Consider the following 15372-nt stretch of genomic DNA (forward strand, 5'->3'; position numbering starts at 1 on the left):
GTCACACATGGCCCCCGGATGATCGGTGTCGTGCCGGGCTCAGGCGGCCCGGATATTGCCGAGGAACGAGTTCACCTGATTGCCGAGCTCTCGGGTCTGGGTGCCAAGCGCTTCGGCGGCGGTGCGCACGTCGCGCGCCGCATGGCCGGTGGCATCCGCGCCGGCGGTGACGCTGACGATATTGTCGGACGCATCCCTGGTACCTTGGGCTGCCTGCTGGGTGCTGCGATTGATCTCCGACGTGGCAGCGCCCTGTTCCTCGACGGCGGCGGCGATGGCGGTGGCCACTTCGCTGACCTCGCCGATGGTGCCGCCGATCGCCTTGATGGCCTCGATGGCTTCATTGGCGACTTTCTGGACCGCAGCGATCTGCTGGGTGATCTCTTCGGTGGCTTTTGCGGTCTGGGTCGCCAGCGACTTCACCTCCGATGCGACCACCGCAAAGCCCTTGCCGGCTTCGCCGGCGCGTGCGGCTTCGATGGTGGCGTTGAGCGCGAGCAAATTGGTCTGGCTGGCGATATCGCCGATCAGGCCGATCACTTCGCCGATCCGGTTTGCGGATGCGGCGAGGCCCTGCACGGTGCTGTCGGTCTGCTTGGCCTGGTCCACCGCATGGCCGGCGATCGCCGCGGCATGGGCGACCTGGCGGCTGATATCATTGATCGAGGTGCTGAGTTCTTCCGAAGCAGCCGCGACGCTCTGGACATTGGTCGAGGCCGTGCTCGAGGCCTGGGCGGCGAGGCGCGCCTGGCTGTTGGTCTGGCTCGACACGTCGGACATGCCTTCCGACGTCGTTTGCATCTGGCCGGAGGCGTCGCGCAAAGCGGCGAGCCGCTCATGCATCTGCTGCTCGAAGGTCTTGATATGCGCCTCGATCGCCTGCTGGCGCTGCGCCGCGCGGGAATCCTGCAAGCGCTGCTCGGCCTCGATGCGCTCCTTGTCGATGGCGTTCTGGCGAAATGTGCCGAGTGCATCGGCGAGGGCGCCGATCTCGTCCTTGCGCTGGGGCAGCGCGAGATCGCTGGTGAGATCGCCGCCGGCGACTTTCAGCATGGCGTCGCGGATATGGCGGAGCGGCCGGATCACCCGGCTGCGCAGCGCGACCATGCTGCCGATGGCGAGCGCGATGGCGGCGATCAGCAGTGCGACTTGCAGGATCAACGTGCGCTGTGCCGCGGCCGACCGCTCGGTCGCGTGCTTCACCGCCATATCGAGGGTGCGATCGGCGACATCGACCACGGCGGACTGGCGCGAGGTAATCATGGGTCCCCACTGGCTGATGGTGATTTCAGGTTTGCCGTTGGTGAGCACAGCTTCCGTCACGCGGTCGCGCTGGTCGGTGAATTGCTTGTCGAACAGGCCCGTATCGGCCGCCTTCATTGCCGCAGTGAATTCGGGCGACATCTGCAATCCCATGAGCGAGGCCTGCAGCGCCTGCCATGCGGTCTCGATGCTGCCGACCAGTTTGGTATAGACCCTGAGCGGGTTTGGCGGCAGCGGCTGGCCGCTCAGCGCATTGGCCGTGATCAGGCCGATCTCGCCGACCTGAAGTCGCACCAGCCAAGCCATCTGCTTGATGGTCAGCAATTGATCGATCACGGCGTCATTGTGCTTGATGCTCGATGCCAGCTTGATGGAATCCTGGTCGAGCGTGGCGAGCACGGTCTCGCTGACATCCATATAGTCTTTCAGCGTTGCGAGCCGCCGCGCGGATTTGGCCATCCCCATTTGCGCCCAGGTGTCCTTCTCCAAAGCGTCCAGCTTCTCGGTGAGACGGGTCAACTCGGCCAGCATCCGGTCGCGATCGGGGAGGTCGAGCTCGCGCAGGGTGGCGAGCGCGCCGCGCAGCGCCGTCATCTCCCGGTCGCGGTAGCCCTTGACGTTGGTGGCATCGGATGCCGCCATGATGACGTCGGCATTCATCCGGCGGGTGGTGTTGGTGCGGTCGATGCGCAGATTATGCATGGCGGTGAACATCTGGCCGGATGCGGTGGCGACCAGCGCCACCCGGTTGGCAATCCGCTGCTTGGTGAAGGAATCCCAGGCGTTGATGCCGAGGAAAACCACGACGCAGCTCGCCATGATGGCAACGACCGAGGTGAGCAGGGCCGTTACGGACAGATGTTTCAACATCGAAGCCTCACTTCATGGCGCACCGGGCGCACGGATTCAAACAGCTTGGAGGATCGGTCGATCTCCAAGTAGAGAGGGGCGACATGGCGACGCCCGGTCGGACATGCTGCGTCGCAAAATTTCGTTAGGTGCTGATATTAAACGCGAAAAATTATCGATGCCTTACCATGGTACAGTCATCAGGCGAACAAAGTTGCGGTGCAGCAACTGTTCCGCCCGAAGTCTTGCGGGTTCCATTCAGGGTTGCGTGCGCCTATCGATCTCGGGGAAACACCGCCCGTGACAAGCTGCGCCCTGCACCACATCGGTCGGTCATGACGGACCACACCGTCTTTCGCCCGGATTCGACCCGCGATCCGGCCAGGCGCGGGCAGCTCTTGGCCTTGCTCGCACTTGTCGCTGCGATGACCGCGATGCGGCTGGTCTATGCCGGGTTGTTCGAGTTGCGCACCGACGAGGCCTATTACTGGACCTGGTCGAAGGAGAGCGTGCTGTCCTTCCTCGATCATCCGCCGATGATCGCCTGGTTCATCCGTTGCGGCACGGCGCTGTTCGGCGACACCGCGTTCGGCGTTCGCTTTGCGGGCATCGTCGCGATGGCGGTCACCCAATTGCTGCTGGCGGATATCGTCCGCCGCGTCACGCGGGACTGGCGCGCCGTGATCGTCACCGTGCTGATGACGGAAGCGGCTTTGTATTACGGGCTGCTGATGGCCAAGGTGGCGCCGGATGTGGCGATGATCCCGTTTGCCACGGCCATGCTGTGGTCGCTGGTGCGGCTGGCGGACAGCGATGACGGCCGCTGGTGGCTGGCCGCCGGACTGTTCGGCGGGCTCGCGCTGCTGTCGAAGCTCACGGTGGTGCTCACCGTGCCGGCCATCCTCGTCTTCATGCTGGTGCCGGATTGGCGGATGCGCTGGCTGACAAGCCCGTATCCGTGGCTCGCGGTGCTGATCGCACTGGCCGTGTCGTCGCCGGTGTTGATCTGGAATGCCGGGCATGATTGGGCGTCGTTCAAATTCCAGTTCGTCCGCGTGACAGCGCCGCATGATGTCTCGCTGAGTACGCTTGGCGAGTTCATCGGCCTGCAATTCGCGCAGGTCGGTTTTGTCCTGTTCCCGGTGCTGGTGTCGGCCTGCGTGCTGACGCTGTGGCGCGGTGCGCGGCAACGCGATCCGGTGTCGCTGCTGCTGTCGCTCGCCGTGCTGCTGCCGTTTGCCTATTTCGTGTGGCGGTCGCTGACGTTGCGCGTCGGCGATACCTGGCCGATGTTCATGTGGCCACCGGCCATGGCCGTGGCGGCGATCAATGTCACGCGCCTTGCGCAAGACGGCTGGTCGGCGAGGACAGTGCGCGACTCCTGGCGCTGGATCACGATATCGATCGCCGTCGGCATTCCCTTCGTCCTACTCGCATTCCTTTATTCCGTGGCGGCGCCATGGAATCTGCTCGGTCGCAACGACCCGATCGGCACCGAGGCTGGCTATGACGGCCTTGCCGCGCGCGCGGAGCAGGAACTGCGCGCCACCGGCGCCACCTGGATCGCGACCACCAACTACCGCGTCTATGCGATGCTGCGCTGGCACCTGAAGGACAGCGTCCCGGTGATCCAGGTCAACGAACGCTCGCGCTTCCTCGGTTTCCGCGATCCCGGCATGGACCGCATCAAGGACCACACGGGCCTCTACATCGCGCAGCCTGACGAGGAATATCGTGCGCTGTTGTTGAGCGCGGGTGCAAAGCTGCAGCCGCTGGCCCAACTCAACACGCTCTGGCGCGGCACCCCGATGCGCGCCTTCCAGATCGACAAACTCACCGACTGGACGCCGGACCTCAATCCGCCGCCGGATACGCCCTTCTATCGGCCGCCGTCGCTGGCCCTTCTCGTAGGGCGGATGAGCGCAGCGTAATCCGCCGGCCGAGGTTATGTGGCGAAGAGCGGCGGATGACGGCTTCGCCTGATCCGCCCTACGGCTCTTCAGCGTCTTTCTTCCGCACCAGATCCTTCGCGAGATCTGCCAGCTGCGGGCGCGGCAGGGCCGTGAAGGGCAGGGGCCTGGTCACGTCGATGGCGGCCAGACCCAGACGCGCAGTGAGCAGTCCGTTCAGAATGCCTTCGCCCAAACGCTGCGACAGCTTGGCCGCGATGCCGTGGCCGAGCACCTGCTGGATCATGCTGTCGCTCGCTGCCATGCCGCCGGTGATGGCGAGATGGCTCACCACATGGCGCAGCAGGGTGATCATGCCGAGCGCGCCGGGGCGGCCGCCATAGAGTTTTGCCAGTTGCCGCACCAGGCGGATCGCGGCGGCGAACACGAACAGCATGTCCACCAGCGCGCGTGGCGAGATCGCGGTGACGACGGACACGCGCTGGGCGGCGACCGAGACCAGCCGCCGGGCCTCGATATCCAGCGGCGATATCAATTCGCGTTCGGCGAGACGGATCAGATCGGCGCCGTCGATGATCTCGCCGGCATGCGCCTGCAGTGCCGTGCGCGCGCGGGCGAGGCGGGGATTGCTGTGGGCGAGCTTGAGCAAATCGGCCAGCACCGCGCGGCTCTCGGCGCGATCGTCGCTGGCGATCACCGCGAGCGCACGGGCATGCAGCTTCTCGATGGTGGCGAGCCGGATCAGGCCGAGCGCCTCGCGTGCGATGATCACGACGAGCGCCAGCGACATCAGCGCGGCGAGGCCGAGGCCGAGATAGCCGAGCGCATCATTGATGGCGAACAGGTCGTCGATCAGGTGCTTGGCGCCAAGCCCGAGGCCGAGCAGCACCAGGCCGCTGAGTGTCGTCCAGAACAGCGTGCCCCAGCCAAAACCTTTTCGCACGGGGCGCAGCGGTTCGTCGATGGTCACAGGCAGTTGCGGCTCGGGCTCCGGCGTGATGCGGATGGTGCCGCGGGCCAGGCGGCCGATATCGTCCTCGCCATCCATCACGGTGACATGGGGATCGTCGAGCCGGAACGTGGCCGGGCGGCGCGTACGGTCGGTCATTGCAGGCGGTCTCCGATCAGGAACTGGAGCGCGCGGTCGAGGCGGATATGAGGCAGCGCCGGCTCCTCGTCGCCGATGCGCGGCAGCAATGGCGGACGGAATTTGAGGAAGCGATAGTCCGCCTTGTCGGCGCTGGCGCTGGACAGGCCCGTGAAGGCACCGCCGGCGAACAGGCCATCGAGATCGGTCGGCAGATCGCCGGGAAAGGTCGCGACTTCGGTTTCGCCGTCGAAGATCTCGCCATTGGCGGATTCGCCGGCCACCGGCGTGCCGAGGATCGAGGGAAGCTTGTCGCGGCCGCGCTGCACCAGCGCCTCCTTGGTCGCGCGCACGGCGGCGATGGCGACGACATCGACGGCGGCGCCCGACAGTTCCGAGCGCGCCAGCGCCTTGCGTGTGATCTGCCGCAGCACGTCCTCAAGCCGGTCATGGCTGAGATGATGCAGATGATCGGCCTTGGTCGCCGCGAACAGGATGCGATCGACGCGCGGGCGGAATAGCGTGCTCAGGATCGAGCTGCGGCCGATGCGAAAACTGTCGAGGATGCCGGCGAGTGCGGCTTCGAGATCGTGCAGCGCCTCCGGTCCGGCATTGAAGGCGGAGAGCGCATCGACCAGCACGATCTGCCGGTCCAGCCGCGCAAAGTGATCGCGATAGAACGGCCGGACGACGACATCCTTATACGCCTCGTAGCGCCGCTTCATCATCGCCCACAGCGAGCCATCCGGCGCGCTGCCATCGGCGGCGACATCGAGCGGCGCAAAGGTGAGCGCGGGCGAGTCCGCGAGATTGCCCGGCATCAGGAAGCGGCCCGGCGGCAGCAGGCTCATGGCGAAACGTTCGTCGCGGCAGGCGCGCAGATAGTCGGTGAACAGTTTTGCCGCAGTGAGCGTGAACAGCTCGTTCTCCGGCGCGGTCGGCGCAAGCGTCGCCAGATGTGCGAGAAAGCCGGCCGCGATCGTCGCGCGCGGTCCCTGCCGCGACAATGCGAGGCTCTCCGCCGACCATTCCTCGTAGCTCTTGTTGAGCAGCGGCAGATCCAGCAGCCACTCGCCGGGATAGTCGACGATGTCCAGCGTCAGCGTCCGCTCGGCGCCACTCTTGCGCTGATAGTCGATGACCAGGCGCAACTCGCTGATATCCGTCGTCGAGTTCGGCCAGCGCCGCTCATCGATCAGTGTGGCGAGATGCTGCTCATAGGCGAAACGCGGCACCGCATCGTCAGGCTGCGGGGCAAGTCGCGCCTTGGCGATGCGGCCCGTCGCCAGCGATTCAAACACCGGGAATTTGCCGCCGCGCGTCAGTCCATGCACCAATGCCGTGATGAACACCGTCTTGCCGGCGCGTGACAGGCCTGTGACGCCAAGCCGCACGGTGGGATTGAACAGACCGTCGCCATAATCGAGCAATGCGCGCGCGGACAGCCGGGCTTCTTCGACGAGTTCGGACAGGCTGGCCATAATTCGCGTTGGTGCTCCCGATGCGTTCGCGGACATGATGGAACGCGATGACAAGGTGGCGATTATCAGGCTGAAATCAAGTTGGCTCACGGCGTGTTACAGCTTCGTCATTCAGCTTTCATTGACCTTCCGCACTGCATCATCTATCGCGGAATTAACGGGGAATTCCAAAGAGAGTTCATCGGCGTGCTTGGGGCGAGCGCGTCATCTGCATCACCAGCCGACCGGCCAGCTTTCGCCATGACCGTATTCCGCCTCAAGCAGCTCACCGCCAATTCCGCTCATATGGTCGCCGGCGCCATCCGCTGGAACTATGACCGCGCCGAGCTGATCGCCGATGGCATTGTCCACGGCCTCGGCGTCACCGCCGGCCTGATCGCGCTGACGGTGTTGATAGTGCTCACCGCGGTGTTCGCCTCGGCCACCGAGATCGTGACCGTGTCGATCTATGCCGCCGGCCTGCTGGCGATGCTCGGCTTCTCCGCCGCTTACAATATGTGGCCGGTGTCGCCGCGAAAGTGGTTTCTGCGCCGCTTCGATCACTCCGCGATCTATCTCCTGATCGCCGCCACCTACACGCCATTCCTGGCGCAAATGCAGAATGGCTGGATGGCCGCAGGATTGCTCGCATTCGTGTGGAGCGTCGCCATTGCGGGTATCGTCATCAAGCTGCGCTATCCCGGTCGCTTCGATCGTCTGGCCGTGCTGCTCTATCTCGCCCTGGGCTGGAGCGGCATGATGGCTTACGACTCCGTGTTCACGCCGCTGCCGCCGCTCACCATGTGGTTCGTCGCCGCCGGTGGCACGCTTTACACAGCCGGCGTGATCTTCCACGCCTGGCGCAGCCTGCGCTTCCAGAACGCGATCTGGCACGCATTTGTCCTGCTCGGAGCTGCGTGCCACTATACGGCTGTGCTCGACATGGTGCTGAGCACGGCGGCGTAAGCCGGATAAGAAAATAACCGGGAGTGAAGCATGCAGGTGGACGGCAAGATCGTCGTCGTGACCGGCGGCGCCAACGGCATCGGCCAGGCGCTGTGCGAAACATTTCACAAGGCAGGCGCGAAGAAGGTCGTCGTCGTCGATCTCGATGGCGAGCGCGCCAGGGCCGTGGCCGATGGCATCGGCGGTGCGTCGTTCAGATGCGATGTCGGTCGCGAGGACGATATCAGGCATGTGATCGACGAGACCGAGCGGCAGTTCGGACCCATCGCGCTGTTCTGCTCCAATGCCGGCATCGGCGGCGGTTTCGATCCGCTGAGCCCGAATGCGGGCGGCACGTCGGACGAGCCGTGGATGAAGAGCTGGGCGATCCATGTGATGGCCCATGTCTATGCCGCGCGCCATCTGGTGCCGCTGATGAAAGAACGCGGCGGCGGCTATTTCCTCAACACGATTTCCGCGGCGGGCCTGCTGTCGCAGGTCGGCAGTCCCGCTTATTCGACGACCAAACATGCGGCCGTGGGTTTTGCAGAGAGCCTCGCGATCGCGCATCGCGCGCATGGCATCAAGGTCTCGATCCTGTGCCCGCAGGGCGTCGACACCAATATGCTGAAGAACATCCCGAAGGGCCCGCAGTCGAATGATGGCAATCTGTCGCCCGAGCAGGTCGCGGCGGATGCGCTGGCGGGGATCGCAGCCGAAAGCTTCCTGATCCTGCCGCATGCGCAGGTGATCGACTACATGCGCAAGAAGACCGAGAATTACGATCGCTGGATCGGTGGCATGGCCAAGATCCAGGCGAAGATGCGGGACGAATTCGGGAAGTAAGCTCGACCTGTCATCACCCGCGAAAGCGGGTGATCCAGTAAGCGGCGGCCTTCCGGCTAAAGCACGGCAGCCAGTGTCTACTGGGTCGCCCGGTCAGGCCGGGCGACGACGGCAGAGTGGGCGCTACTCCGCCGCTTCCATCCGCGGCGGCTGCGGCCGCTCCACCGGCACCGGCGGGTCAAAGGCCTGGATCGGCGGCAGGTTGCCGGTGAATTTCTCTACCTGCACCACCGTCAACTGCCCCGTGCAGCCCTGCGCCAGCCGCGAGGTGCCGACGTCGCGCGTCAGCACGTTCGGGTTGCCGTGGACACAGAGCGGCTTGTCCTCATTGATGTCTTCCGGATCGTAATAGGCACCGGTCGGCAACTGGATCACGCCGGCCATCACGTCCTCGGTGACCACCACCGAAGCGAGGCACGCGCCGCGCTCGTTGAACAGCTTGATGATGTCGCCGTCCTCGATCCCGCGCGCATCCGCATCCACCGGATTCATCCGCGCCACTTCGCGGCCGCGGCGTTTCTCGGCCGAACTGTGGCCGCCGAAATCGAGCTGGCTGTGCAGCCGCGACGCTGGCTGGTTGGCCACCAGATGCAGCGGCGCCTCCGCGCTCGGCACGTCCACCGGCGGCAGCCAGGCGGGATGGCCGGGGCAGTCGTCATAGCCGAAGCCGGCAATGGTCTTGGAATAGATCTCGATCTTGCCGCTCGGCGTCGGCAGGGCCTTGCCGACGGGGTCCTGCAGAAAAGCGCGCAGCGTGCCGCCATCCAGCGGTTGCTGCGGCAGCGTGATCTCGCCGTTCTGCCAGAACGTGTCGAAGTCCACGGCGTCGTAGCCCTTGGCCTTCAGCCCGTCTTCGGTGGTCTTGTAGAGATGCTGCAGCCATTCGCGGATGCTGCGGCCCTCGGTGAACTCGGCGCCGCGGCCGAGCCGTTCGGCAAGCCCCGAGAAAATATCGAAGTCGTTGCGCGCTTCGCCAAACGGCTCGGCCATCTGGTGCATGGCCGTCACCAAGGGATCGGTCTGCGACGAGCCGATATCCTCGCGCTCCAGTGACATGGTGACCGGCAGCACGATATCGGCATGGCGCGCGGTCGCGGTCCAGGCAAGGTCGTGCACCACCAGCGTGTCGATCTGGCCAAAGGCCTGGCGCAGTCGGTTGATGTCCTGATGATGGTGGAACGGATTGCCGCCGGCCCAATAGACCAGCTTGATGTCCGGATAGGTCATCTTGCTGCCGTTGTAGTCGAACGGTCCGTTCGGATTGAGCAGCATGTCGGCAACGCGCGCCACAGGGATGAATTCGCTGACGCCGTTCTTGCCCTGCGGCAGGCCGGCGATCGGCGCGTCATTGTAGCGGCGGCCGTAATTGGCGATGGCGCCGAGCGCGTAGCCGAAGCCGCCACCGGGCAGGCCGATCTGGCCGAGCATCGCGGAGAGCACCGCGGCCATCCATACCGGCTGCTCGCCATGCCGCGCCCGCTGCAGCGAATGCGCGACGGTGAACAGCACGCGCTTGCCCGGCATGCGGCGCGCCAGCTTCAGGATCGTGTCGGCGGGCAGCTTCGTAATATCAGCAGCCCATGCGGCATCCTTCGGCTGGCCGTCGGTCTTGCCCAGCAGATAGGCCTCGAACTCGGCGAAGCCGGTCGCATATGTGTCGAGGAAAGCGGTGTCGTGGCTGTCGTCGATCACCAGCGTATGTGCCAGCGCCAGCATCAGGGCGACATCGGTGCCGGGAATCGGCTTCAGCCATTCCTGGTTCTCGACTTCCTCGGGTAGGTCGGTCTTCAGCGGCGAGATCAGCACGAATGCGCCGCCGCGCTTGCCGACGGCGACCATGTCGCCATGTTCGGTGTGCTTGCTGATGCCGCCGCCGGCCACGCGGGAATTCTTGGTGTTCATGCCGCCGAAGGCGACCACCAGATCGGTATGTTCAACGATCTCGTCCCAGCCGACATTGCGGCGGGTGACGTCTTCGTAATTGCCGAGGATATGCGGGATGATCACCGTGGATGCGCCGGCGGAATAGGAATTGACCGAGCGCACATAGCCGCCGAGTGCCACATTCAGGAAGCGATGGATCTGGCTCTGCGCATGGTGGAAGCGCCCGGCGCTCGACCAGCCATAGGAACCGCCATAGATTCCCCTGGCGCCGTGCTTGTCCTTGACGCGCTTCAGCTCGCCGGCGAGCAGGTCGAGCACTTCGTCCCATTCCATCTCGACAAAGCCGTCGCGGCCGCGGCGGTCGCTCGGGCCGGGTCCGTGTTCGAGCCAGCCGCGGCGGACCATCGGCTTGGCGATACGCGCCTTGTGGCGGAGCGCCTCGGGGAAATTCTGGATGATCGGATTCGGATCGGGATCGATCGGATGCGGCGAGATGACGAGCTTGTCGTCCACCCACTCGCCCGAAAAGGCGCCCCAATGCGAGGAGTGGGACATCTTGCCCGAGGGGCGGAGTTCGTTGGGCTTGCCGTCCTTCGCCTGCGTCATGCGTTCCGTTCCGTCATTCCACCGTCATCAATGCTTTTGTCCATAAAGCACGGGAACAGCCGAGTCGACGACCACCTCGACAAGGCTGACGCCCGCATGGTGCAAGCTATGCTTGAAAGCCTTTTCAAGTTCCGAACATGTGCTGACACGGGTGGCATGCGCGCCCATTCCTTCGGCAATTTTGACGAAATCCAATCCCGGGAGATCGAGCCCCGGAACATTTCTGACCTGCATTACCTGGCTGAACGAGCGCATCGCGCCGTAGCCGGAATTGTTGATGACGACCACGGTGATGGGCAGTTTGCGCTGGGCGGCCGTCCACAGCGCCTGGATCGAATACATCGCCGAGCCGTCCCCGATCAGGCACACCGTGCGGCGGCCGGGATGCGCGAGCGCGATGCCGACAGAGGCCGGCAGCGACCAGCCAAGTCCACCGGAGGACATCGTGTAAAATGAATTGGCACCGCGCATCGGCAGATATTTATGCATCGCCGGCCGGTGCGAGGGCGCTTCTTCCACCAGCATCGCATCCGCCGGCATCGTCTGCGACAGTGTGTGCAGCAGATAGTCGATCGGGATCGGATCGGCGGGCACTGGCGCCGGCGGCAGCACGCGGCCCTTGGCGACGTGTCGCTGTGTGTCCGGCAACAGATCGCGCAGCATGGTCAGCGCGGGCTTCATGGTCGCGATGATGCTGGTGCCGATCGGGACGACGGCGGCGGCATCGATGTCGTTGGTGATCTGGAAGATCGTCGTGCCGCCATCGAAGATCGCCGCATGGCCTTCCACATGGAAGGTGAAGGCCGGCGCACCGATCACCACCACGAGGTCGTAATCCTTCAGCGCATCCGAGAGCTGCGCCGGCGAGGCATGCAGGAAGCCGTGAAATTGCGGATGCCGTTCCGGAAAGCTGCAGCGTGCGGAGAACGGCGCAACCCACACCGCAGCTTTCGTCTGCTCTGCAACGGCGACCATCTCATCGACGCAACCGGCGCGATCCACGCCGGGGCCGACAATGAGGGCAGGGTTCCTGCTCCGGCCGAGCGCCTCGACCAGCTGCTGCATCGCCGCAGGCTCGGGCCCAAGCTCGCGGCTGACATGGCGCGCTTCGATGAGCTGCGCAGGATGCGCCCAGTCATCGATCGGCACCGACACGAAAGTCGGCCCGCAGGGCGGCTGCATCGCCACATAGTAGGCGCGCGCGATGGCCGCGGGCACGTCCTCGGCACGTGCCGGCTCGACGCTGTATTTTACGTAGGGCCGCGGAAACTCCGATGCACGATCGGCATAGAGGAACGCCTGCAGCGGCAGGATGCTGCGTGCCTGCTGGCCGGCGGTGATCACCATCGGCGTCTGGTTGCGATGCGCGGTGTAGATATTGCCGAGCGCATGACCGACGCCGGCGGCGGAATGCAGATTGACGAAGCTCGCATTGCGCGTCGCCTGTGCATAGCCATCGGCCATGCCGATCACGGAGGCTTCCTGCAGGCCGAGCACATAGTCGATATCGTCGGGCCAGTCGGACAGGAAGGGCAGTTCGGTGGAGCCGGGATTGCCGAACACCTTTGTGATGCCGAAGCTGCGGATCAGATGCAGCGTGGCGTCTTTGACGGAAGTGGTTCTGGGGGCGCTGGCCAAGGCGGTTTCCTCACGATGCGGGCAGTTGTCTGCCGTGTCTTGTTGACTCATCAACGGCGGAAAACTGCGGTGTGTCAACCGTGAGAAGGCGCTCCGCTTCTCCCTCCCCCAAGCGGCGCAGCCGCGCAGCGGGGAGGGTGGCGCGAAGCGAAGCGAGTGACGGGTGGGGTGCTTCCACATCCACGACGTCACGTGGGGCACCCCCACCCGACCGGCCCAAGAGGGCCGGCCACCCTCCCCGCAAGGGGGAGGGATATCCGAGCTCTATCGCTTACTGTCTTTGGTAGTCTGCGATCAGCTTCTCCAGCTGCTCGCGCTCTCCGTCCGCCTTCTCGCCGGGATCAAACAGCACATTCCGCAGCAGATAATACTCCGTCTCGTCCTCGATCCGCCCGCGCTTGATCACGCGCGCATAGGCCCGCGAATAGCGCCGGCGCAATTCGGAGAGGCTCGGAATATCATTGAGCCGCAGCTCGCTGTCGAATTTGGCGACTTCCATCGGCGTGAATTGCAGCGACATGTCCATGCAGTCGCTCACGGCCTCGCGCAATCCATCGCGGGTTGATGCCTGCCTGTCGGACAACAGCCTTTCGGCGGGGCGATATTTTGCTGCGAAAAAGGACAGAAAGTCCTTCAGTCGCGTGTCGTCGATGTCAGCCTGGTCTTGCATGTCGGTCCCTTGCGCCATCACTCCACCCCTCATCCTGAGGAGCGCGCTTTTGCGCGCGTCTCGAAGGATGGCCGCAAACGCAGCGCCTGGCCAGCTCATGGTTCGAGACGGCGCTTCGCGCCTCCTCACCATGAGGGACGGTGTTTTCGACTTACCAGCTCGCCGTTGCCTTCATGGTCGGCGCGCCCTTGTCATTGGCGGTCCAGACGTCATAGCCATCGGCGGTCTCGTTCGCATTGACCGTGAAGTCGGCGCCATCGAACAGCGGCGACACGCCGCGATAGGCGAATGTCGCCGGCGCCTTGCCGCCCTTCAGCCTTGCCGCAAATTCCACCAGCAGCGATGCCTGCAGCGGGCCGTGGAAGACCAGTCCGGGATAGAACTCGACCTTGGTGACATAGTCGCGATCATAGTGGATGCGATGGCCGTTGAAGGTCAGCGCGGAGTAACGGAACAGCAGCACCGGATCGGCGTAATGTGTCTCCTGATGTTTTGCTGTTGGCACGTCCTTCGGGGCCGGTGCCGGCGGCGCCATGCCGGTCGGCATGTCGCGATAGACGATGTCCTGGCGCTCGCGGATGGCGATGCCGCGTGGCGTGGTGATCACATGCTCGACATTCACGAAGCACAGCGTGCCGGTGGAGCCGGTCTTCACATTGACGTCGAGGATTTTGGACGACCGCGTCACCTCATCGCCGACACGCAGCGGTTCGATGAACTGCACCTCGCCACCAGCCCACATGCGGCGCGGCAGCGGCACCGGCGGCAGAAATCCGCCGCGTGCGGGATGGCCGTCGCTGCCGAGCTTGTCCATGGCCGCCACCGGCTGCGCCAGGCACCAATGGGTGGTGAAGGGTGCGGCATCGCCTTGCTTCGGCGTGCCGATATCGAGAAACAGCGTGGCGCGCAGGCCCTTCACGAGCTGCGCGGTGATCACGTCGGATTGCGCGTCGGTGCGGCCGATCCACTGCTTGAGATGATCGATGTCGAGCTGTTCGGTCATGGTCGGCTCCTTACGTCTGCACGCTTACTTCTGGACCTGGCCGATGCCCGGCACCGCGCCATAGCTGTCGCGATCGGCATCCATCCAGATCGCGCCGGGCGCGGGATAGGCAACGGGACCGTTCGGCGTGTCCACGGTGATCCGGCGCAGATGCGGGTGCTTTGAGAGATCTGCCATCGTGTTCACTTCGGCAAACGCAATGTCCGCATCGCTGAGGCGTTTCAGCAATTCCTCGCGGGTGAGCGAGGCAAAGATGTCGCCGACGACCTTATCGGTGTAGTCGCGATGCTGCACGCGGGTGACATTGTTGAGCATCTGCGGATCGACCGCGAGATCGGCATGGCCCAGCACCTTGGCGCAAAGAATCTTCCATTCGCGCTCGCTCTGAATCGAGATCAGGATGCCCTTGCCTTCCTTGGAACTGAACACGCCGTAAGGAGCGATCGAGGGATGGGCGAGGCCCATGCGCTTCGGCTCCTTGCCGTTTTCGGCATTGAGCAGCGGCACGGTCAGCCAGTCGGCCATCACGTCGAACATGGAGATGCGGATATCGGCGCCTTCACCGGACACGCTGCGTCCGATCAGCGCTTCGAGGATCGCCGCATGCGCCGCTGCACCCGTGGCGACATCGACGATGGAGACGCCGACGCGCGACGGGCCTTCCGGGCCGCCGGTGATGGAGGCAAGCCCGCTCTCGGCCTGGATCAGCAGGTCATAGGCCTTGCGATGGGCATAGGGCCCGGTGTCGCCATAGCCGGTGATGGTGGCGCAGATCAGCCGCGGATAGTCTTTTCGCAGGCGCTCCAGCGTGAAGCCGAGCTTGTCCATGGAGCCGGGCTTGAGATTCTGGATCAGCACGTCGGCGGTGGCGATCAACTCTTCCAGCTGCTTGCGGCCTTCCGGTGTGGAGAGATCGACGACAGCCGAGTCCTTGCCGCGGTTGAGCCAGACAAAATAGCTGCTCTGGCCCTTGGCGGCGCCATCATAGCCGCGGGCGAAGTCGCCTTCGGGCCGTTCGATCTTGATCACATGGGCGCCGGCATCGGCCAGGCGCGAACTGCAATAGGGCGCCGCCACGGCCTGTTCGACAGCGACGACGGTGAGGCCTTTGAGGGGGAGCATGATGTTCTCCGGTTCACCTCTCCCCTCCGGGGAGAGGTCGCGCGCACTTGCGCGCGGGTGAGGGGGCTTGGTGACGGAGCGTGTGGCGG

Annotated in this window: 11 protein-coding genes; 3 read left to right on the forward strand and 8 right to left on the reverse strand. The window is 64.6% G+C overall.

What is annotated here, in order from left to right:
* Nucleotides 1–39: 39 nt before the first annotated feature.
* On the reverse strand, nucleotides 40–2133 hold the full coding sequence (locus tag ACIQ2A_RS17300; protein WP_398481423.1) for a methyl-accepting chemotaxis protein: 2094 nt from the start codon (nucleotides 2131–2133) through the stop codon (nucleotides 40–42).
* Between the two features lie 314 nt (nucleotides 2134–2447).
* Between ACIQ2A_RS17300 and ACIQ2A_RS17305 the strand changes: the two genes are divergently transcribed.
* Complete coding sequence (locus tag ACIQ2A_RS17305) at nucleotides 2448–4043, forward strand: glycosyltransferase family 39 protein (RefSeq protein WP_398481425.1); 1596 nt, start codon at nucleotides 2448–2450, stop codon at nucleotides 4041–4043.
* Nucleotides 4044–4101: 58 nt separating this feature from the next.
* On the opposite strand, the gene ACIQ2A_RS17310 is transcribed toward ACIQ2A_RS17305, so the two are convergent.
* On the reverse strand, nucleotides 4102–5130 hold the full coding sequence (locus ACIQ2A_RS17310; RefSeq protein ID WP_398481427.1) for a YcjF family protein: 1029 nt from the start codon (nucleotides 5128–5130) through the stop codon (nucleotides 4102–4104).
* Entirely contained in the window at nucleotides 5127–6590 is a 1464-nt protein-coding gene (locus ACIQ2A_RS17315; protein ID WP_398481430.1) for a YcjX family protein, read from the reverse strand. Before ACIQ2A_RS17315 ends, ACIQ2A_RS17310 begins: the two co-directional genes overlap by 4 nt.
* Nucleotides 6591–6830: 240 nt before the next feature.
* On the opposite strand from ACIQ2A_RS17315, the gene ACIQ2A_RS17320 reads away from it, so the two are divergent.
* Together ACIQ2A_RS17320 and ACIQ2A_RS17325 are read left to right on the forward strand one after the other, a co-directional pair.
* Nucleotides 6831–7535, forward strand: a complete 705-nt coding sequence (locus tag ACIQ2A_RS17320; protein WP_398481432.1) for a hemolysin III family protein — start codon at nucleotides 6831–6833, stop codon at nucleotides 7533–7535.
* Nucleotides 7536–7565: 30 nt separating this feature from the next.
* A complete protein-coding gene (locus ACIQ2A_RS17325) occupies nucleotides 7566–8360 on the forward strand; it encodes an SDR family oxidoreductase (protein WP_398481434.1) in 795 nt (264 codons plus the stop codon).
* Between the two features lie 123 nt (nucleotides 8361–8483).
* Here the strand turns inward: ACIQ2A_RS17325 and ACIQ2A_RS17330 are convergent, their stop codons facing one another.
* The 5 genes from ACIQ2A_RS17330 to ACIQ2A_RS17350 all read right to left on the reverse strand — a co-directional run bounded on the left by ACIQ2A_RS17330 (nucleotide 8484) and on the right by ACIQ2A_RS17350 (nucleotide 15283).
* Nucleotides 8484–10850, reverse strand: a complete 2367-nt coding sequence (locus ACIQ2A_RS17330; RefSeq protein WP_398481437.1) for a molybdopterin guanine dinucleotide-containing S/N-oxide reductase — start codon at nucleotides 10848–10850, stop codon at nucleotides 8484–8486.
* A gap of 27 nt (nucleotides 10851–10877) precedes the next feature.
* Nucleotides 10878–12539 carry a benzoylformate decarboxylase gene (gene mdlC / locus ACIQ2A_RS17335; protein ID WP_398481439.1) on the reverse strand — a complete coding sequence of 554 codons (1662 nt, stop codon included), beginning with the start codon at nucleotides 12537–12539 and terminating at the stop codon, nucleotides 10878–10880.
* A gap of 220 nt (nucleotides 12540–12759) precedes the next feature.
* Nucleotides 12760–13158, reverse strand: coding sequence for a hypothetical protein (locus ACIQ2A_RS17340; protein ID WP_398481441.1), 399 nt, complete (start codon nucleotides 13156–13158; stop codon nucleotides 12760–12762).
* A gap of 151 nt (nucleotides 13159–13309) precedes the next feature.
* The gene (locus ACIQ2A_RS17345; RefSeq protein ID WP_398481443.1) at nucleotides 13310–14161 is read right to left on the reverse strand and encodes a MaoC family dehydratase N-terminal domain-containing protein; all 852 of its coding nucleotides are present in this window, start codon (nucleotides 14159–14161) and stop codon (nucleotides 13310–13312) included.
* A gap of 24 nt (nucleotides 14162–14185) precedes the next feature.
* The gene (locus tag ACIQ2A_RS17350; RefSeq protein ID WP_398481445.1) at nucleotides 14186–15283 is read right to left on the reverse strand and encodes a CaiB/BaiF CoA transferase family protein; all 1098 of its coding nucleotides are present in this window, start codon (nucleotides 15281–15283) and stop codon (nucleotides 14186–14188) included.
* Between the last annotated feature and the right edge of the window lie 89 nt (nucleotides 15284–15372).

Source organism: Tardiphaga sp. (genome assembly GCF_044336785.1).
Taxonomy (GTDB): Bacteria; Pseudomonadota; Alphaproteobacteria; order Rhizobiales; family Xanthobacteraceae; genus Tardiphaga.